This window comes from uncultured Litoreibacter sp., assembly GCF_947501785.1.
In the GTDB taxonomy this organism is placed as follows: Bacteria; Pseudomonadota; Alphaproteobacteria; order Rhodobacterales; family Rhodobacteraceae; genus Litoreibacter.
This window is the reverse complement of record NZ_CANMXB010000001.1, coordinates 3,755,182-3,774,277: the sequence shown is the minus strand read 5'-3', so window position 1 is coordinate 3,774,277 and position 19,096 is coordinate 3,755,182. Positions and strand designations below refer to the sequence as shown.

The window sequence follows — 19,096 nt, the reverse complement described above, 5'->3', positions numbered from 1 at the left end:
TTAGCCGTTAAATCGTTTGGCGTAGAAATCTACCATCTGGCTGACCATGTCGTCGCCGCGCCCCTCGTCGCGGGCCGTCTGCAGCGCCTTCAGCGTCGATTGCGACATGATGCTGTCGACGCCCGCGTCGTCGGCCATTTGGGCGTAGTATCCCACGTCTTTGGCCGCGTTCTTGATCGCAAATTCCAGCTTGTTGGGGTCACCCTCAACCCCGTAGGCGGACACGAAATCCATCATCCCCGAATGCAACGGCCCGGCGCTCATCACGTCGTAAATCGCCTTGCGCTCCACCCCTTGGGCGTCGGCCATGGCGAAGGCCTCGGCCATGGCATTGGCCACGGTCATGCCGAAGAAGTTGTTGATCAACTTGATGGTGTGGCCCGAGCCCAGCGCGCCCAGGTGGAAGACGTTCTCGCCCAAGTCCTCCAACACCGGCTTCACTTTTTCAAACGCCGCCTTATCGCCCGAACACATGATGTTCAGCAATCCGTCAACCGCATGGGCCGGCGTCCGCCCCAAAGGCGCGTCCAGATAGGTGCCGCCGGCGGCCGCCACGGCGTCGCCCAGCGCGCGGGTGGAGCCCGGCAACGAGGTGCCGAAATCAATGACCACAGCGCCGTCGCGCAGTCCCGCAATCACCCCGTCGGGGCCATTCATCCGGCTTTCCACCTGATCCGAGGTCCCCATACACAGCATCACAATGTCGCTGGCAGCGGCAACCTCGCGGGCAGTTCCGACCTCGACCGCGCCGCGTCCAACGGCGGCCTCCACGTTGCCGCGTGACACATTTGCCATCACCGTCAGCGCATGGCCTTTTTTCTGCAAACACTGAACCATCGCGTCGCCCATCAGGCCCAGCCCGATAAATCCGATCTCACTCATACCGCCACTCCTATTTTTTCGCCGACCAGCGCAGCACCGCGTCGGCCCAATTCGTCAGAACATTTTGCGCCCGCGCCGTTGCCGCCGGTGCACACCGCGACGCGCTCCCCCAGTCGCCGGATTTCCGGCATCCGGTCGGGCGTCCAGCTGGTCACACACGCATCCATGGTTACGCTCCGAATGTCCAGCGAGGGCATCAACGCGCGGATCATTTCTTCCAGCCGGTCGCGCACATCCGCGTTGCCGCCAGAGCGGAACCAGTCGCCCACAGCCTGCGGCCCGTCCAGCCGCACATCCTCGGGGTCGCCGCCCAATTTCACATAGGTTTTGCCATCCGGGTACATGATTGGTGGCAGCAAATACGGGTCCTCCGGCGCTTCCCAGACCAGTGAGGGCATGCTTTTGAGCCGTGCCGCCTCGCCCGCATCAATCTCAAACAGGGCGACAGTGCGGGCATATACATCCAGCATCGCGGGCCTCCCCAATATTGCATCCGTCCAGCCACCTGCAGTGACCAGTATTTGGTCAAAGCTTATCCGGCCCTGGCTGGTCTCGACCGCGCCGCCCTCAGTGACGCTGCGGACTTCGGTCTCCACCAGCGTCGCCCCGTGCCGCGTGGCAGCTGCCGTTTGCGCGGCGACCAATCGGCGTGGACTGACATGGCCGGCGCGGCGGCGCTCATAGGCTCCGGAATACCCGCCGGGAAACTCGAAAAATGGGAAGGTCTCTGCAAGCCCGCCGCTGTCCAATGCATGGCTTTCCACCCCATGCGCAGCAGCCGCCGCATCTACACGCGCCATCCACGCGTCGCCCCCCGCCATCAGCGCGCCCACTTCCGCGAAGAACGCCACGCCGCCCTCCTCCTCAATCTCCTCGTAGCGCGCAATCGAGGCTTTCGACACCTCCACCCAAAACGGATTGGAGGCGTTGTGCCGCGTAATCCGGCCCTCGTCATAATGCGATCCGAACGCACCTCGATGGCTGCGTTTGTCCGCAGGCTCCGACGGGCCAATCAAGGTTACATCGGCGCCCGCCTTGGCCAGATGCCGCGCGGCGGCAGAGCCCATCAGCCCGCGACCGATAATGCCTACCTTCACTCCACGACTCCAAAACTGCGGTTCTTGAGCTGCTTTTGCACTTCGTAAATCGTGAACTCTTCGGTGGGCAACGGGGCGGGTATGCGCGCGCCGATGGAGGCCACGCGAGGCTCCAGCACCGGATCACCACAAAGCAACCGTGTGTTGTAATCCTCAATCCCGTTCCATTTGGTCATCGACCCCATGATCGGGAACGCATCCGCGGCCATCATCTCGTAAAACAGAAGCCGCCGGTCCCGGTCGCTGACATTGAGGGCCGAGCCGTGCACGATGCGCCCGTGATGAATTGAAATGGACCCTGCAGGCCCGGTCAGCTCAACCGCGTCCTTGATGTCGTAGCCGCAAGCCTCCAGGTCCATGGCCCCGGCAAACACCCCGTCCACATGGTGGTTGTTAATCGGGTGTTTGTGCGAGCCAGGAAACACCATCAGCGGGCCGTTCTCGCTGGCCATGTCGTCTATGATCACCGCAATCGCCAATACATCGTCATTGGTATGGGGGTAGAAGGCGAAATCCTGATGCCATTCGACGGCGGCACCGTAGCCCCCCATCTTCATGTTCAGTTTGGTTGTGTGCAGCCGCAATGCCGGGCCAATGAGGTCGCGCGCCGGGGCCAGCACATGGTCTGAATACATCAGATCGCGCATCACCTTGATATGGGTATGCGGCAGCTTGATGCGTCGGATCCGCGGGTCGTCGCGCGTGTGACTGTCTTCCAGGTCAATCTCCGCGTTCGGGGCCGTCATCCCCCGCGCCTGCTCCTGATATTTGGCGATCTCGTCACGGATATCTTGCAGCGTGACCTCTGGTATGCGGTTTTCCAGCACCAGATACCCGTTCTCCTCATAGAACGCCTTCTGGTCGCGGGTGAGGGTTTCCAACGTCATGGCCTGAGCGCCTCCAGCTTGGGCAAAATATCATCTGCGTCTACGGCAAAGCCAGTGTAGGCCGCGAAGGAGCGGATCGCCATATGGCGGAACAGATCGAAGCCCGTGACACATTCCAGCCCCGCCGCCTGCGACGCGTTCAGAAAGGCTGTATCCGTGGGGGTGTAGACCGCGTCAAACGCCCAGACCTGCCCGCCAATCAGCGTTGGATCAAAGGCGGAGCCGGGATATTCCACCATGCCCACCGGCGTTGCGTTGACCAAACCCGACGCTGTGCGCACGGTATCATGCAGCGCTGACACCGGGATGGCGCGGGCGGGTGGGCCGATGCTGAAAGCGAGGTCCTTCGCCCGCAGCGTATCCGTGTCGTAAATCGCCAGATCCTTGACGCCCAGCGCTACCAAAGCCGAGCCAATAGAGCGCGCCACGCCGCCCGCCCCCACCATCACAACCGGCCCACGGTCTTCGACCCGCACAAACGCCGCCATAAACCCGGTGTAATCCGTGTTGTAGCCGATCAGGTAATCGCCAAAGATCAACGTGTTACACGCCCCCAAATGCGCAACATCCGGGTGCATGCCGTCCTCCGCATAGCGTGCGGCATTGGTCTTGTAGGGATGCGTCACCGTCACGCCGTTCCACCCGCGATTGGTCAACCCGTGCACCGTGGCGTCAAAGTCAAATGCGGCCAGCTCGGCGGTATCAATCAACTCAAATGCGAGCGACAGGCCATGCGCGTCGCACATGATCTCCAACGCCGCCGGCAACCGCGTGCGCGAGATATGCGATCCGATTAGCCCTGCCCGCAACGTCACGCCGCCACCTCACGACGTGGCGCAACCGCCTCCTCAATCGCCAACGTCACCCGCAGGCTTTCCGTCGCATCCGCCGCGCTGACCAAAGGTGTGGCGTGACCAGCCACGACCTCCGCAAAATGTTCTAGCTGCGCCACGAGCGGCACGTTATTCTCGCCCGTGCAAGCCTCAGGCACCGCAGGCTGCGACCAATCCTCCGCCCCACCCCACACAGTTAGTGACGGAAACCCGATCGACCCACGGCTCCCACTGATGCGCAGGTAATCCTCGCCTGTCGTCCCGATATTTGGGTTCTCCCCGGTCCCGGCCTCAAACCCCCAAGGGCTCAACGCACTGTCAGCAAATGCAATCGATGCGGCCAACCCGCTCTCAAACATCAAACTCACCGCCCCGCTTTCCACCCGCGCGGCCCCGCGTTGTGCGTTTGAGCCGACACCGGTGACCGAGACCACCTCACCGAATAAATGCCGCAGCAAATCGACCTCATGGACCAGATTGATCAGCACCGGCGAGCCATCCGCCCCAGACCGCCAGTTGTCCTCGAAATAACTGTCCGGCTTCTTCATCGCCCAAATCATCGAGGCAAGAATCGGTGCGCCAATCGCCCCGCCTTCAATCATAGCCTTCAGCTGCGCCACCCCCGCATGGTGCCGCCGGTGATGGCCTACCAGCGTCTGCACGCCCGCCGCCCGCGCCGCGCGCGAAATACGTTCTGCCGCCTCCACGCTATGCGCCACCGGTTTCTCGATCAGCATATGCCAGCCGCGCACAGCCGCAGCCTCTGCGTGGCGGGCATGCAGGTGTGATGGGGTGGCGATCACAATCGCGTCCGCCGACACGTCCACATCCTCAATCGCCGCGAAATGCGGCACATCCGGCTGCGTCAAGGCGGGGTCAATGCACCCCACGACCTCGACCCCGGGCATCTCCAAAGCATGCCGCAAATGCCGCGCGCCAATCAGTCCGATACCCGCGATCAGCAGTCTCACATCACCGCCCCGATCTGCCACGGCACGAATTCGTAGTCGCCAAGGCCTTGCGCCTCCGACTTCGACACTTCACCCGAGGCCACCTTCAGGATCAGCTCATAAATCTCGCGCCCCTTCTCCTCCAACGTCACGCCGCCCGACAACATGTCGCCCGCGTTGACGTCCATGTCGTCGGTCATGCGCTGGTACATCTCGGTGTTGGTCGCCACCTTGATTGTCGGCGCGGGCTTGGACCCGAAGGCCGAGCCGCGGCCCGTCGTGAACACCACCACATTGCAGCCCCCCGCGATCTGGCCTGTGACCGAAGCGGGGTCGTAGCCCGGCGAGTCCATGAACGTGAACCCTTTCGCCGTCACCGGCTCCGCGTATTTATAAACGCCGGTCAACGGAGACGTCCCCCCTTTCGCCGCCGCCCCCAGCGATTTCTCCAAAATGGTGGTCAACCCACCCTTCTTGTTTCCCGGCGAGGGGTTGTTATCCATCGAGCCGCGGTTACGCTCAGTGTAATCCTTCCACCAATCAATCAGCCCAATCAGCCGCTCCCCTTCGGCCCTCGAGACCGCCCGCCGCGTCAACAAATGCTCGGCGCCGTAAATCTCCGGCGTCTCTGCCAACACCCCCGTGCCGCCCTGCGCCGCCAGCAAATCGCACGCATACCCAAGTGCCGGGTTCGCCGTCACGCCCGACCACGCGTCAGAGCCGCCGCATTGCAACGCCACCTTCAGTTCCGACACGGGGCATTCCTCCCGCACCGCCTCATTGGCAATCGGCAACATCGCCTCAATCTTCGAAATCCCCATCTCAATGGTGCGCTGCAACCCGGCCACGCCCTGAATGTTCATCACCTGAAACGTGTCTGACGCCTTTAGCCCGTAGGCCTCCAGCAGCCAGTCGATCTGGTTCATTTCGCATCCCAGACCAACCATCAAAACGCCCGCATGGTTGGGGTGTTTGGCATAACCCCACATCACGCGTTGCAGGGCCTCAAACCCGTCGCCGCTATCAGCCATGCCGCATCCGGTGCCATGAACAAAGGCGCAGACCCCATCCACATTGGGATAATCCGCCAGACGCTCAGGGGTGAAGTAATCCGCAATCCGGCGTGCCGCAGTGGCAGAACAATTCACGCTCGTCACAATCGCAATGTAGTTCCGCGTCCCGACCGCGCCGTTCTCTCGCCGATACCCCAAAAAAGTATCACCAGATGCAGGAACAACCTCCCTCATATCCGTCCCGAACTCATAGTCCTGATCCGTCGCCACGAAGTCGCAATTGTGCACATGCACGTGCTCACCCGGCGCAATGTGGTCCGACGCCACCCCGATCATCTGCGCGTATTTGCGGATTTGGTCGCCTTTCGGGATCGCGCGAATTGCCACCTTATGGCCGGATGGGATCAACGCTGTGGTCCGCTTCCCATCGGCGACCTCAACCCCGACCTCCAAAGCGCGGGTGGCCGTCACGACATTGTCGTCGGCATCAAGGCGGATATAGTCTTTCATCTGTTTTCTTTCGGGTTACGCGCAATAGGGCGCGTCTGATTGCCATCTGTGAATATCGATATGTGGTTGCGCCGCAAGCCTCGCGCGGGCGTCCTCCCACATGGTTTTGTACTGCCGCCAATCGCGCATCTCAGTCTCGGGCGCAGCCTTGGACCGCGCCACAAAATCCGGGAAATGCGCCCGCCCCGTAGGCTGGCCCAATTTGTTGAATCGCAAGTCGAAAGACCAGCGGATGCCGTCGGTTGTGTTGACTAAGGATGAATGCGGCACCAGCGGGTGAAACAGCACCATGCCCCCCGCTTTCACGGGCAAAGGCACGGCCCCCTCTTCATTGACAAACGCATCCGCAATCGCTGTCTGTTGCTTTGGACAATGCGGCAATATCTCTTGCGGGCCGTTGAAAGGCTGCACTTGCAAACACCCGTTCTCCACCGTCGCATCCGTCACGGCGACCCAACAGGTGATCATGTCGGTCTCATCCGCCTCTTCCAGCCCAACGGCGCGGTCCTGATGCCAATCGGTGGCCGTGATATGCGCCCGCACCTCGTCACGATGCAGGTCCACCGCCGGAGGTTTGATCCGCACATGCTGAATGGGGTTCGACACCAATTCAGGCCCAATCAGGCTTTCCACCACATCCAGCAATGCAGGCGCGGTCATGAAGTCGAAAACGGCAGGGCCAATATGAAACGGGGTATCGGCATAGATGCGATCCCCCGGCAGCGAGATATCCATCGGCTGATGCCAATCATGCCCGGCGCGGTACGCCGCAATCAGCTTCTCCTCAAAGCTGTCGCCCTCAATCCCCCATTCCGCACATAACCGGTCCAGCAGCGCTGCATATTCCGCTTTCAGGGCGGGCAGCTTGTCGGTCAGCAAATCCTCTACGACCAGATAGCCGTCTCGGTTGAACCGGGCGATCTGGTCGTTGGTGAGCATACGTGTCCTTTCGCTACGGCAGCAGCAGCGCCACGATGGGCGGCCAGATCAACAGAACCGACAGCGCGCAAATCTGGATGCCGATGAAAGGCAGGAAGCCTTTGAAGATATCAGTCAGCGAGATATGCGGCGGGGCCACAGATTTCAGGTAGAAGGCCGCAGGCCCAAAGGGCGGGCTGAGGAATGACACTTGCATGTTCATACAGAACACCACCCCAAACCAAATCGCGACATGCTTCGGCTCCAGCTGGCCGAAGAATCCGATCTCGTCGATAGGCAGGCGCAGCACGATGGGTAGGAATACCGGAATGATCAGCAGCACGATGCCGACCCAGTCCATGAACGCACCCATAAAGAGCAAGATCACCATCATCACGAGGATGATACCCATGGTCGGCACATCCAGACCAACAACCAGATCGGCCACGAAAACAGGACCGCCCGCGATGGTGTAAGCGCCCGCAAGCGCCGCAGCCCCGATGGTCACCCAGATGATCGTACCGGTGGATTTCAGCGTCCGCATCAGGGAGTCCCAAAGAAGATCCCAAGACGCCTCGCCCCGCAAGGCGGCCATGACCAGCACTGCGAATGCGCCCATGCCAGCTGCTTCCGTGATACCAGTGATGCCCATGTAGATCGAACCCAGCACCACGCCGATAATGATGATCGGCGGCACAAGGCCTTTGCCCATGCTCCAGCCCTTTTTGGTGCGTTCAACGCCCACCACGAAGAAGATCAACGCTAGCGCAGCAGCGATGGTGCCAAGGAACCAAGGCAGGTAGTTCATCGTGCCAAACCGGATTGCGTCGCCTGTGTTGGACGCGTTCTGTCCGGAGAATTCAAAGAACAAAACCCGGGCGGTGAAGAAGCTCCATGCGCCCACAACGACCACGCACAGGAAGCCAAGAAACAGCAGCCATTTCTCCAAACCTTCCGGCTCGCCCGGTACAGGCTCCGGCAATGGCGCGTCTTCAGGGCGCAATCGGGTGCGCACCAGAATGTAGATGATGAAGAACGACGCCAGCATGAAGCCCGGCAAGAACGACGCGGTAAACAGCGCCTTGATCGAGGTCTCAGTGATCAGCCCGTAGATGATCAAAACGATCGAGGGCGGGATCATAGTACCCAGCGAGCCGGATGCACAAATCGTCCCGATGGCAAGGTTCTGATTATACCCAAGCCGCAACATCTGCGGCAGCGCGATGAGGCCCAGCAGCACGACCTCGCCGCCAATGATGCCCGACATCGCCGCCATGATCACAGCCATGATCGAGGTCACCACCGCGATGCCGCCCCGCGTGCGGTTCAGCCAGATGTTGAGCGAAGAATACATGTCCTTGGCAATGCCGGAGCGTTCCAGCAGCGCCGCCATGAAAATGAATAGCGGGATGGATATGAGAACATAGTCCGTTAAGAGCCCGTATATCTTCTGCGCTAAGATATTTAAGGGTCCCGACCCCGGCCTCCCCGTCAATATCCCGTCCCCAAAGGTCCAGGGTGCGGTTAGCAGCTGCGGCTCAAATTTCATGACCAGCACCAGCACCGCCAGAATGGCCGATGCAAAGCCCAGCGGCATGCCGATGGCCAGTAGCACCAAAAGGCCCAAAAGCAGGACCAGTGAGATTGTTCCGATATCCATGTTAGTCGGCCCCCACGGCTTTTTTCAGCCGCTCAATTTCGTCTTCGTCAATGTCGTCGGCAGCGCTGTGCACCACCGGCTCGTTGTTCCAATCCGAGATCAGGTTGATCACCGACTGGATCGCCACCAGCGTCACCACGATCAGCACCGTCGGCTTGATCGTCGCCGGGATCGGTGGGTCAAAAGCGGTGCCAAACGTCTCCCAGCGGCCAAACTTGGCGAAGGCCTCGCCGTAGCCGCCGTAGACCAGAAAGCCCGCGAAGGTGACGATCAACAAGGTCGAGACACAGTCGCACACCCGCTGCAACCAGCGCGGGAACATGTCGTAGATCAGGAAGATGCGGATGTGGCTACGCTGCTGCATGGCGTAAAGCCCGGCGCACAGGAACACGAAGCCAGCCAGCCACAGCGACAACTCGTTGGCCCAAAGCGTGCCTGCATTCAGCACGTAGCGCACAAATACCTCATACAGCATTACGCAGGTCAGCAGCACCACCAACAACATGGTGACCCGGCCAATAAACACCGACACCCGGTCAAGCGGCCCCCAGCTTTCATATTCCATCGCCGCACGGCGCACGGTCTTGATCCCGAAATAGCCCAGCACCGGTAGGGCGAGTAGCGCCAAGATATCGATGATGTCGATATACTGCCCCATCACCACCGGCATACCCGGAGCCACGTCCAGTCGCTTGTACTGTTCCGAGAGCTGCTGGCCGTCGCCGCCCCAATCGAGAATGAAGGCAGGCATGTGCCACGTGACCCAAGCCGCGCAGAGGATGAATGCCAAGGGCATCAACCACTCTATGAGCGATCCTGATTTCTGTTCCATGTCCCCTCCTCCAGTCATGTGGCGTTACGCGGCCACGGCGTAGTGATTGATAAAGTCGCGGTCCGGCTCAACGCCGATCCCATGTCCCTGCGGGATAGCCACCCGCCCCCCGTTGGCTTTGACCTGCCCCTGAATGTCCAAAGGTTCAGCCAGCAGGTTGTCGCGGAATTTATTGTCGGTGGTATCGAATTCCAGCATCGGCTCCCACGGGTGCAGGCCGCCGGGCATCGGCGGCATGGCCGCCAGCAATTGCAGGTTGGTGGCCACGGCAATGGCCGATCCCCAGACGTGGTTGATCACCGGCGTGAAATGCGCGTGGCACAGTGCCAGCACCCGCAAATACTCGCTGACGCCGCCCAAGGCACACACCTCGGGTTGCGCAATGTCCAAGCCTCGGTTTTCCAAAATGGCGCGCCATCCCCAGCGACCAAATTCGGCCTCCCCGCCGGAAATGTTCACCTGCAGCCCCGACCGCAATTCGCGGTAGCCGTCGTGGTCCTCAGGGGCCACCGGTTCTTCGAACCAGTAAGCCTCCATCTCGTCTAAGGCGCGGCCAACGTAGAAGGCGTCCGATGTGGTGTAGCAGTGGTTGGCATCCACCATGAATTTGAACTCCGGCCCCACCCCGTCACGCACGGCCTCGCACAGCCGCACGTCGTCACGCGGGCCCAGCCCGGTTTTCATCTTGGTGGCAACGAAGCCAGCGTCACGGATCGCGGCGGCCTCGTCCTTGAACAGTGCCACCAGATCGTCAGCGCTGTGCTCAGGCCGCAGCATCATGCCGTAGCCGTAAACCGGCACGTCCGCCCGATGCGCCCCGCCGATCAGTTTGTGCAATGGCATGCCCGCGGCTTTGCCGGCAATATCCCACAGCGCGATATCGACGCCGGACAGGGATTGCATCGGCATCCCCTTCTGGCCGTGGTCGCGCATCAGGTTGTAAACTTTGTGCCAGATCACGTCGCGGTCCAGCGGGTCCATGCCCACGACCATGGGGGCAATCACTCCCTCGACGATCCCCTTATTGGCCAGCGCAATGGCGCCCGGCCCAAAACATTCGCCCCATCCGGTGACGCCTTCGTCGGTCTCCACCTCCACCAGATGCGCGGTGCGCTTGTCATAATATTGCTGCGAATACCCAAGCGGTTCGGGCATGTCGTATTGCAATACATGGCTGGTGATGCGGGTGATTTTCATCGGCTCAAGGCTGTCCAAAAAAGGCGGCAGGGACAAAAAAACGCGGGGCCTCGGTCACAAGGCCCCGCGCCGGAAACGTCAGGCTTACTCTTGTACGAGGCCCAGCTGTTTCAGGTACGCAACGTGGCTTGCCACCAGAGCTTTCGCCTCTGGGGTTGTCGCGAACTCAGGCCATGTGGCTTGAGCGGCGTTGCGGAACTCTTGCAGGTCTTCAGCGGACCACTGCGAAATGGTTACGCCCTGTTCAGCCAAAGCTGCCGCCGCTTCTGCGTTCTCTTTTTCGAAGATCAACGCGGATTTCAGCGCGATGTCGGAGATTGCAGTTTCCATGATCAGGCGGTGGTTCTCTGGCATTGCGTCCCAAACTGCTTTGTTACAAGCAATGTGGTCAGATGGCATCGAGTGGAAGCCTGGGAAGTTTGCGTATTTCGCGATGTCGTACAAACCCAGACCCACATTGTTGGCCAGACCGGATGCGTCAGCACCGTCGATGATGCCGGTTTCAAGCGCGGTAAAGATTTCGGTGAAATCCATAACGATCGGCTTTGCGCCCAGCTTTTCGAAGATCTTGGTTTCCATGCCCGGAGGCGAACGGAATTTCCAGTCTTTCAGGTCGGACAGGCCCGCGATTGGCTTGGTCGATGCGAAGGATTCCTGGCCGTAAACAATCCAGCCAACCAGCTGCATGTCATATTGGTTGTACAGCGCTTGCGCCGCTTCGCGACCGCCGCCGTAGTAGAGCCAAGACAGCTGCTGCGCAGGTGTCGCGTAGCCGCCCATGATGTCCCCAACGAATTGGAACGCAGGGTTTTTACCAGTTTGGTAGCCGCCGCCTGTCGCGTCGCAATCCAGAATGCCTGTCGCAGCGGCGTCAAATGTCTCAACCGATTTCACAACGGAGGAGGAGTAGAACATCTCAATAGCGATATCGCCGCCAGACATAGCTTCTACGTTGTCTTTCCATTCGGTCAGCAATTTGCCGGATGTTGTCTCAGGCGCGTAGTGTGTTTGAATGCGCAACTTGGTTGTGGCGTGGCCATCTGCAAGTGCGGCAGTTGCAGCAATAGCTGCTGCTGCGACGGATGCCGCAGCGGTTTTAACGAAACTCATTGGTTTCCTCCCAGTTTAATACGTCCGGCGCTTTTCGTTTCTCGACAGAGTGCACGCCGCGTGACGATGAGCCTAGCGAGCGAATCTCCACCCGACAACAAAAAACCTGATTTTCAAAAATTTTGAAATTTTGTAGAAATCGCGAGATTTTTCGGTAAGTTGAATGACGAACATACTGTGCGGGGGAAGACCACAAAATGCTGAAACAAAAGCTGTCCACGCCGCAGATATACGATGATCTGCATATGCAATTGGTCACGGCGCAAATCCCACAAGGTCAGAAAATGCGCTCCGAGCGGCTGCGCGAAGATTATGATTGCTCGGCCAACACGATACGGGAAGTGCTTTTTCGTCTGGCCTCCGAAGGGTTGGTCATCTTTGAAGACCAGCGCGGTTTCCGTGCCCGCCCCACCGACCCAGAGCGCCTGCATTACCTCGCCAAATTTCGGATCATGCTGGAACAGGAGGGTGCGACCGCCTCGATCCAACATGGCGGGCTGGAATGGGAGGCACAGCTTGCCGCCTCCCATCACAAACTCAGCCATATCGAGCGTAAGCTCACCGATACCCCGCTCAGCGGAAACACCCTCAAGCTGTGGTCACTGGCCGAGTTGGAGTTTCACGACACGCTACTGTCGGCCTGTGATTCCCCTTTCCTGCGCTCCAGCTACCGGCGGACCTATGACCAGTTCCGCCAGCAAAAGATCATGCAGCCCAAATACGGCTACCATCCCGAAAATATAGCCGAGCACCATGCAATCGTGACAGCCGCGCTCGACCGCGACGCCCATGCCTGCCGCGTCGCGATTTACGAGCATATGAAACGTAACCTGCGCGACGGAGGGGCCAGCGGCGTGCTGCACCCGGACGCAGCACGCGCTGGTTAGCTAAGCCGCACTCAAGGCGGTCACCTCTTCAGGTCATCCTCCAGATAGACCTGAATTATCTCTCCAAAATTCTTCTCCGCCTCGAAGCCCAAAGATATCGCCCTCTGTGGGTCAAAGTTGCGCGGCCAGCCCTGAACGATTTTCATAATGGCTCCATTGGGCTCCGGCTTGATCAGCCGCACAACGTCATTGCCCGCAGCCTGCCTCAAAGCCTCGATTTGTTCCGCTACGGTGCAACTCACGCCGGGCAGATTCAAAGCCCGCCGCCCTTCTAGCCGCGCTGTGTCCAGCGTTGCCGCGTGGGTCAAAAACCTCGCCGCCGCTCTGGGGCTGGCATGCCAATGACGGACCGTGTCCGGGACCGGAAGCAGCGCCTCCATCCCGTTCAAAGGCTCGCGGATAATGCCTGAGAAGAACGAGGATGCCGCGAGATTTGCTTTGCCGGGCCGCACGCAAATCGTGGGCAACCGGATCGACATCCCGTCAATGAACCCTTTGCGCGAGAAGTCAGAGATCATCGTCTCGCAAATGGATTTCTGCGCGCCGTAGCTGGTCTGCGGGGCCGACAGGAACGTGTCGCTGATCTTGTCGGGGTATGGCCCGCCAAACACCGCTATGGACGAGGTGAAGACCATACGCGGCACGTAGCTGGGGTCGGCCTCATGCTCGGCCCGCAACCCTTCAAGCAGCCGCCAGGTCGGGAACATGTTGACCTGCCAGCCCTTTTCAAAGTCGGTTTCCGCTTCGCCCGACACGATCGAGGCGAGATGAAAGATCACATCAAACTTCTCTGCCGCCAGCACCTCCATCTGCCCGGCATCTGCCAGATTTCCCAGGCGCCGGGCACCTTTGGCGCCGCCTTGCGTTGGAAACGCAATGTCATGCAGCGTGATGTCGCATGGCCGGCCGTTCAATCCGTCCACATTCAATCGATGCGCCAATTTTTGGCCCACCATGCCGCCGCCGCCAAGGATCAAGACTTTGGTCATGCGAAGAGTCCCCCTCAAAATGTTTGCGGTAACGATAGAACAGGTGCTGGGGACTTAAAAGCATTGCCGAGCCTCCAAATTGACCTTAGGTCTTGAGGCAAAGCTGCCTTGCCAACACCCTTGGCTGACCTTGGTCAGAGCAAGATGTGTGTGGCGAAATTCGGAAGGACTCCGTCGGAATGGACAGACTGAGTAGTAAGCGCGCGCTGGTCACCGCCGCCGGTCAAGGCATTGGTCGCGCGAGCGCCCTAGCCATGGCCGAGGAGGGCGCGACCGTCTTTGCCACCGACATCAATGAAGATGCTCTGGCCGAATTGGAACATCCCAACATTGAGACCTTCGTGCTGAACGTGCGCGACGATGCGTCCGTCAAGGAGGGCATCGAGCGGGCGACGCCGGATGTGTTGTTCAACTGCGCAGGCTTCGTGCATAGCGGCTCGATCCTGGACACGACTGACGAAGACTGGGACATGGCGTTTGACCTGAATGTGCGGTCGATGTTTCGCACCATGCAGGCGGCCCTGCCCGGGATGCGCGAACGCGGCACCGGGTCGATCATCAACATGTCTTCCGCGCTGTCCTCCATCATCGGCGCGCCAAACCGGTTTGTGTATGGCACCACCAAGGCCGCCGTCATTGGCATGACCAAATCTGTTGCCATCGAGTTCATCAAGGAAGGCATTCGGTGCAATTGCATCTGCCCTGGCACAGTAGAAAGCCCCAGCTGGCATGGCCGTGTCAGAGCCTTGGGCGAACAGCTCGGCAGCTACGAGGCAGCGATGGAGCAATTTGTCTCGCGCCAGCCCATGGGACGTGTGGCCACTGCAGAGGAGATCGCGGCATTGGTTGTGTATCTGGCCAGTGACGAGAGCGCATTCACCACAGGGCAGCCGCACATAATTGACGGCGGATGGTCTGGCTGAGGGGGGGCCTCCGGCGGGCATATTTGTGCCAAGATGAAACAACAAGTCACTCTCTCAAGGGGCGGCGTTAACCTTTACTATGGATGAAGAGAGCACATGGCGGACAAGTCGAAGCTGAGATCGCAGAAATGGTTTAACAACCCGGACAATCAGGAAATGACCGCGCTGTATCTGGAGCGCTACCTGAATTACGGGCTGACCCGCGAAGAACTGCAATCCGGCAAACCAATCATTGGCATCGCGCAGACCGGGTCCGACCTGTCGCCCTGCAACCGCCACCATATCGAGCTGACCAAGCGTGTCCGCGACGGCGTCATCGCTGCGGGCGGCACGGTGATTGAGGTGCCAGTGCATCCCATTCAGGAGACCGGCAAGCGCCCCACGGCCATGCTGGACCGCAACCTTGCCTATCTGTCTTTGGTCGAGACGCTGTTTGGCTACCCGCTTGACGGCGTGGTCCTGAATATCGGGTGCGACAAGACCACCCCTGCCCTGTTGATGGCTGCGGCCACGGTGAACATCCCCGCAATCGCGCTGTCCGTGGGCCCAATGCTAAACGGCTGGTTCAACGGCGAGCGCACTGGGTCCGGCACTATCGTCTGGAAGGCCCGCGAAATGCAGGCTGCGGGGGAAATCGATGATGACGGGTTCATGGAGCTGGTGGCGTCTTCCACGCCGTCGGTGGGCTACTGCAACACGATGGGGACGGCCACCACGATGAACTCCTTGGCTGAAGCCTTGGGCATGCAATTGCCCGGCTCCGCCGCAATCCCCGCACCTTATCGGGAGCGTGGCCAAATCAGCTACGAGACCGGCAAGCGCATCGTTGAAATGGTGCATGAGGACCTGCGCCCCTCTGACATCATGACCCGGGAAGCGTTTGAGAACACCATCGTCATCAACTCCGCGATTGGCGGGTCGACCAATGCGCCGATCCATCTGAACGGCGTTGCGAAGCATTTGGGGCTGGAGCTGACCAACGATGATTGGCAGGGCGTCGGGCATAAGGTGCCTTTGCTGGTCAACATGCAGCCCGCGGGGAAGTATTTGGGCGAGGACTACCACCGCGCCGGTGGTGTTCCGGCGGTCATTGGCGAGTTGATCAACGCGGGCCTGCTGCCCCACCCGGATGTGATGACCGCCAACGGCAAGACCATGCGGGAAAACTGCGGTGACACGTTGACCGGCAACCCCGATGTGATCCGATCCGCTTCTGAACCGATGCTGCAGGATGCGGGCTTCATCAACCTCAAGGGCAACCTGTTTGACAGCGCGATCATGAAAACTTCGGTTATCTCCAAGGAGTTCCGCGACCGCTACCTGTCCAACCCGGATGACCCGGAGGCCTTTGAGGGCCGCGCCATCGTGTTTGACGGGCCGGAGGATTTTCATCACCGGATCGACGACGAGAGCCTTGGCATCGACGAAAACTGCATTTTGATCATGCGTGGCGCCGGGCCAAAGGGCTACCCTGGTGGGGCCGAGGTCGTGAACATGCGCCCGCCGTCATATCTGTTGAAGAGGGACATTCATGCCCTTCCTTGTGTCGGCGATGGGCGGCAATCGGGCACGTCTGGCAGCCCCTCTATTCTGAACGCGTCGCCAGAGGCGGCCGATGGTGGCGGGCTGGCCTTGGTGCAGACCGGCGACATGCTCAGGATCGACCTGAAAAAATGTACCGCGGACATGCTGGTAGATGACGCGACGCTGAAAGCCCGCGCCGAAAAGCTGGTGGATGGGTCCATCGAGGTGCCCGACAGCCAGACCCCTTGGCAGGAAATCTTCCGCGCCATGGTCCGCCCCTTCAGTGAGGGCATGACCCTTGAGGGGGCAGCCAAATATCAAGACATTGCGCGCAAATACATGCCGCGCGACAACCACTAAGGAGACCTGCAATGAAACTCGTCCGCTATGGTGAACCTGGCCAGGAGAAACCCGGCCTCATTGATGCCGAAGGCACGTTGCGAGATCTGAGCACTCAGGTTGCTGACATCTCGGGAGAGACCTTGTCAGATGCCGGTCTCGAGGCTCTGCGCGCCCTTGATACGTCGTCTTTGCCAGCAGTGACCGGCTCCCCACGCATGGGACCCTGCGTGGGGGATATCGGAAAATTTCTTTGCATCGGGCTGAATTACACGGACCATGCCGATGAAATGGGGCTGGATTACCCGAAACATCCGATCCTGTTTTTCAAGGCCAACTCAGCGATTGTCGGGCCAAATGACGACGTGATGATCCCGCGCAACTCGAACAAAACCGACTGGGAGGTTGAGCTGGGTGTGGTCATTGGAAAGGCCTGCAAATACGTCAGCGAGGCGGACGCGCTGGATTATGTGGCGGGTTACTGCATCGTTAACGATGTCAGCGAACGGCATTTTCAGACCGAGCTTTCGGGCCAATGGACCAAGGGCAAAAGCTGCGACACATTCGGGCCGACGGGGCCCTGGCTGGTGACAAGGGACGAAGTGACGGACGTTCAAAACTTGTCCATGTCGTTGGATGTAAACGGAAAACGGATGCAGACCGGGACCACCGCGACGATGATTTTCGGGGTGGCGGAGATCATTTCCCACCTCAGCCAGCTGATGACGTTGCATCCGGGTGACGTGATCTCGACCGGGACGCCACCGGGTGTGGGGGGCGGCATGAAGCCGGAGCCTGTGTTCTTGAGGGAGGGCGACGTGATGGATTTAACCATTGAAGGCCTCGGGACCCAGCGCCAGAACGTGGGGGCGGACGCATGAGCAAGCCAGATCTGTTGATGATTGGCGGCGCGACGGATGTGATGCTGGAGCGGATGGAAGCGGAATTCACGCTTCATAAGATGAATGATATCAAAGACTTCGACGCTTGGGTGGCGGAGCATGGCGGCAAAATCGTGGCTTTGGCGACCAACGGCCATGACGGGGTGCCTGCGCATGTGATGGCGGCGTGCCCGAACCTGCAGGTCGCCTCTGCCTATGGGGTTGGCTATGACGCGATTGACACCGACGCCTGCGTGGCGCGGGGCATCAAGGTGACGCACACGCCGAACGTTTTGAACGCCGAGGTCGCCAACACGGCCATGATGCTGATGCTGGCCTGCTTCCGAAATTTCCTTTCAGATGAACGACATGCGCGGTCCGGAGACTGGGAGCGGGACGGCAACGCGCCGCTGTCAAACTCACCCGACAACCGCACGATTGGCATCCTGGGGATGGGGCGGATCGGGCAGGAAATTGCGGAAAGGTTGCAGGTGTTCAACCCGACGATCCTGTATCACACGCGGTCCAGGAAGGACCTGCCATACGAGTATTGCGAGACGTTGGTGGGCATGGCGGAGCGGAGTGACGTGTTGATCTGCATCACGCCGGGCGGCGCGTCCACGAATAAAATCGTGAATAAACAAGTGCTTGAGGCGCTAGGGCCAGAGGGTATGGTGATCAACGTGTCGCGCGGGTCGGTGATTGACGAGGAGGCGCTGATCGAGGCGCTGCAATCGGGCAAGCTGGGGAAGGCCGGTTTGGACGTGTTTGAGCAGGAGCCGAAAATCCCTAACGCGTTGAAAGAGATGGAGAATGTGGTTCTGCTGCCGCATGTGGGGTCCGCCACACATGAGACGCGGGCGGCGATGGGCAAGCTGACCGTGGACAACTTAATCCAATGGAAACAAGACGGTACGGTTATAACGCCGGTGCCGGAATGCGCGCATTTGTAAGCGAGCTTTGCGGGCAAATCACCCCTGCCCGCATTAACCTTTTCAGCACGGTGTTTACCGGCGCTTAACCGCACCGAACGGTGCGTTTACGGGTTTTGAGACATTTTGGGACAAAACATTTGGCCTCAAAACCCAAAATGTCCCAAAATTTTCAAGGCCCCAAATGTTACCAATCTGTAAAACCCACCGCGTGGCGACCTCTGCGGCGCGCAACCAGCTGCCCGCGCTGATCCACCTCGTCCAGGACCCCCGCGCGGCCTGCATCCTGACCCGCCACGGCAAGGACGTCGCCGCGATTGTGTCGATGGCGGAGCTGAACCGGATCGACAAGCAACATGACATCGAAGCGATCACCGAGCACGGGCACCGCCCGTCGAGATTTACGGTCGGCTCACACGGGTTCTGGACCAACGCGGAGGCGGCGGAGCATATCCAACAGCTGCAAATGGACCGCCGGATCGAGCGGGAGGTGCTGGCGAAAGCCGGACTGGAGCCGGTGCCGGGCGGGGAGTTGACGGAGGAGGTTGCTGTGGTGCGGGAGGTTGAGGCAGACCAGCAGGTCAGGCGGCGGCGGTGGTGGTGGTTTTGGTGAGGGGGGTGGTGGGTGCTCCTTTCGGCGTGCCGCCTGCGGAACCTCCCACCCTACGGGTTGCTTCACCCAACAAAGACAATTGGCTTTCAGGATAGAGTTGATACCAACCAATATCAGTA

The 19,096-nt window shown here is 60.0% G+C and carries 18 protein-coding genes; 6 read left to right on the top strand and 12 right to left on the bottom strand.

The annotated features are described in order from the left end of the window. From Q0899_RS18835 to Q0899_RS18785, 11 genes are all read right to left on the bottom strand, one after another. Window positions 1–882, bottom strand: coding sequence for an NAD(P)-dependent oxidoreductase (locus Q0899_RS18835; protein WP_299195016.1), 882 nt, complete (start codon window positions 880–882; stop codon window positions 1–3). Continuing rightward, a complete protein-coding gene (locus Q0899_RS18830) occupies window positions 879–1,979 on the bottom strand; it encodes an FAD-binding oxidoreductase (RefSeq protein WP_298359749.1) in 1,101 nt (366 codons plus the stop codon). The genes Q0899_RS18835 and Q0899_RS18830 overlap by 4 nt, the downstream gene beginning before the upstream one ends. Continuing rightward, the gene (locus Q0899_RS18825; RefSeq protein ID WP_299195013.1) at window positions 1,976–2,866 is read right to left on the bottom strand and encodes a phytanoyl-CoA dioxygenase family protein; all 891 of its coding nucleotides are present in this window, start codon (window positions 2,864–2,866) and stop codon (window positions 1,976–1,978) included. Before Q0899_RS18825 ends, Q0899_RS18830 begins: the two co-directional genes overlap by 4 nt. Next, on the bottom strand, window positions 2,863–3,681 hold the full coding sequence (locus Q0899_RS18820) for a shikimate dehydrogenase (RefSeq protein WP_299195010.1): 819 nt from the start codon (window positions 3,679–3,681) through the stop codon (window positions 2,863–2,865). Before Q0899_RS18820 ends, Q0899_RS18825 begins: the two co-directional genes overlap by 4 nt. Further along, the gene (locus Q0899_RS18815) at window positions 3,678–4,670 is read right to left on the bottom strand and encodes a Gfo/Idh/MocA family oxidoreductase (protein ID WP_299195007.1); all 993 of its coding nucleotides are present in this window, start codon (window positions 4,668–4,670) and stop codon (window positions 3,678–3,680) included. The genes Q0899_RS18820 and Q0899_RS18815 overlap by 4 nt, the downstream gene beginning before the upstream one ends. Beyond that, entirely contained in the window at window positions 4,667–6,172 is a 1,506-nt protein-coding gene (locus tag Q0899_RS18810; RefSeq protein ID WP_299195004.1) for a UxaA family hydrolase, read from the bottom strand. Before Q0899_RS18810 ends, Q0899_RS18815 begins: the two co-directional genes overlap by 4 nt. A gap of 15 nt (window positions 6,173–6,187) precedes the next feature. Beyond that, window positions 6,188–7,111, bottom strand: a complete 924-nt coding sequence (locus Q0899_RS18805) for a phytanoyl-CoA dioxygenase family protein (RefSeq protein ID WP_299195001.1) — start codon at window positions 7,109–7,111, stop codon at window positions 6,188–6,190. 13 nt (window positions 7,112–7,124) lie between these two features. After that, complete coding sequence (locus Q0899_RS18800) at window positions 7,125–8,750, bottom strand: TRAP transporter large permease subunit (RefSeq protein WP_299194998.1); 1,626 nt, start codon at window positions 8,748–8,750, stop codon at window positions 7,125–7,127. Window position 8,751: 1 nt separating this feature from the next. Then, window positions 8,752–9,582, bottom strand: coding sequence for a TRAP transporter small permease subunit (locus Q0899_RS18795; RefSeq protein ID WP_299194995.1), 831 nt, complete (start codon window positions 9,580–9,582; stop codon window positions 8,752–8,754). Between the two features lie 24 nt (window positions 9,583–9,606). After that, window positions 9,607–10,779, bottom strand: coding sequence for a mandelate racemase/muconate lactonizing enzyme family protein (locus Q0899_RS18790; RefSeq protein ID WP_298293149.1), 1,173 nt, complete (start codon window positions 10,777–10,779; stop codon window positions 9,607–9,609). 84 nt (window positions 10,780–10,863) lie between these two features. Then, window positions 10,864–11,889 (bottom strand): TRAP transporter substrate-binding protein, encoded by a 1,026-nt coding sequence (locus Q0899_RS18785; RefSeq protein WP_298293151.1) that lies wholly within the window; start codon window positions 11,887–11,889, stop codon window positions 10,864–10,866. Window positions 11,890–12,086: 197 nt separating this feature from the next. Here Q0899_RS18785 and Q0899_RS18780 point away from each other — a divergent pair, with 197 nt between their 5' ends. Next, window positions 12,087–12,776, top strand: coding sequence for a GntR family transcriptional regulator (locus Q0899_RS18780; protein ID WP_298359766.1), 690 nt, complete (start codon window positions 12,087–12,089; stop codon window positions 12,774–12,776). 20 nt (window positions 12,777–12,796) lie between these two features. Here Q0899_RS18780 and denD read toward each other — a convergent pair whose 3' ends face one another. Beyond that, window positions 12,797–13,765, bottom strand: a complete 969-nt coding sequence (gene denD / locus Q0899_RS18775; RefSeq protein ID WP_299194988.1) for a D-erythronate dehydrogenase — start codon at window positions 13,763–13,765, stop codon at window positions 12,797–12,799. Window positions 13,766–13,944: 179 nt separating this feature from the next. On the opposite strand from denD, the gene Q0899_RS18770 reads away from it, so the two are divergent. The 5 genes from Q0899_RS18770 to Q0899_RS18750 all read left to right on the top strand — a co-directional run bounded on the left by Q0899_RS18770 (window position 13,945) and on the right by Q0899_RS18750 (window position 18,977). Then, window positions 13,945–14,688, top strand: a complete 744-nt coding sequence (locus Q0899_RS18770) for an SDR family oxidoreductase (protein WP_299194985.1) — start codon at window positions 13,945–13,947, stop codon at window positions 14,686–14,688. Window positions 14,689–14,784: 96 nt separating this feature from the next. Further along, complete coding sequence (locus Q0899_RS18765; RefSeq protein ID WP_299194980.1) at window positions 14,785–16,572, top strand: IlvD/Edd family dehydratase; 1,788 nt, start codon at window positions 14,785–14,787, stop codon at window positions 16,570–16,572. 11 nt (window positions 16,573–16,583) lie between these two features. Next, window positions 16,584–17,432, top strand: coding sequence for a fumarylacetoacetate hydrolase family protein (locus Q0899_RS18760; protein WP_299194977.1), 849 nt, complete (start codon window positions 16,584–16,586; stop codon window positions 17,430–17,432). Then, window positions 17,429–18,385: a 2-hydroxyacid dehydrogenase gene (locus Q0899_RS18755; protein WP_299194974.1), complete on the top strand. Its 957-nt coding sequence runs from the start codon at window positions 17,429–17,431 to the stop codon at window positions 18,383–18,385. The genes Q0899_RS18760 and Q0899_RS18755 overlap by 4 nt, the downstream gene beginning before the upstream one ends. Before the next feature lie 163 nt (window positions 18,386–18,548). Then, entirely contained in the window at window positions 18,549–18,977 is a 429-nt protein-coding gene (locus tag Q0899_RS18750; RefSeq protein ID WP_299194971.1) for a type II toxin-antitoxin system Phd/YefM family antitoxin, read from the top strand. The last annotated feature ends 119 nt before the right edge of the window (window positions 18,978–19,096 follow it).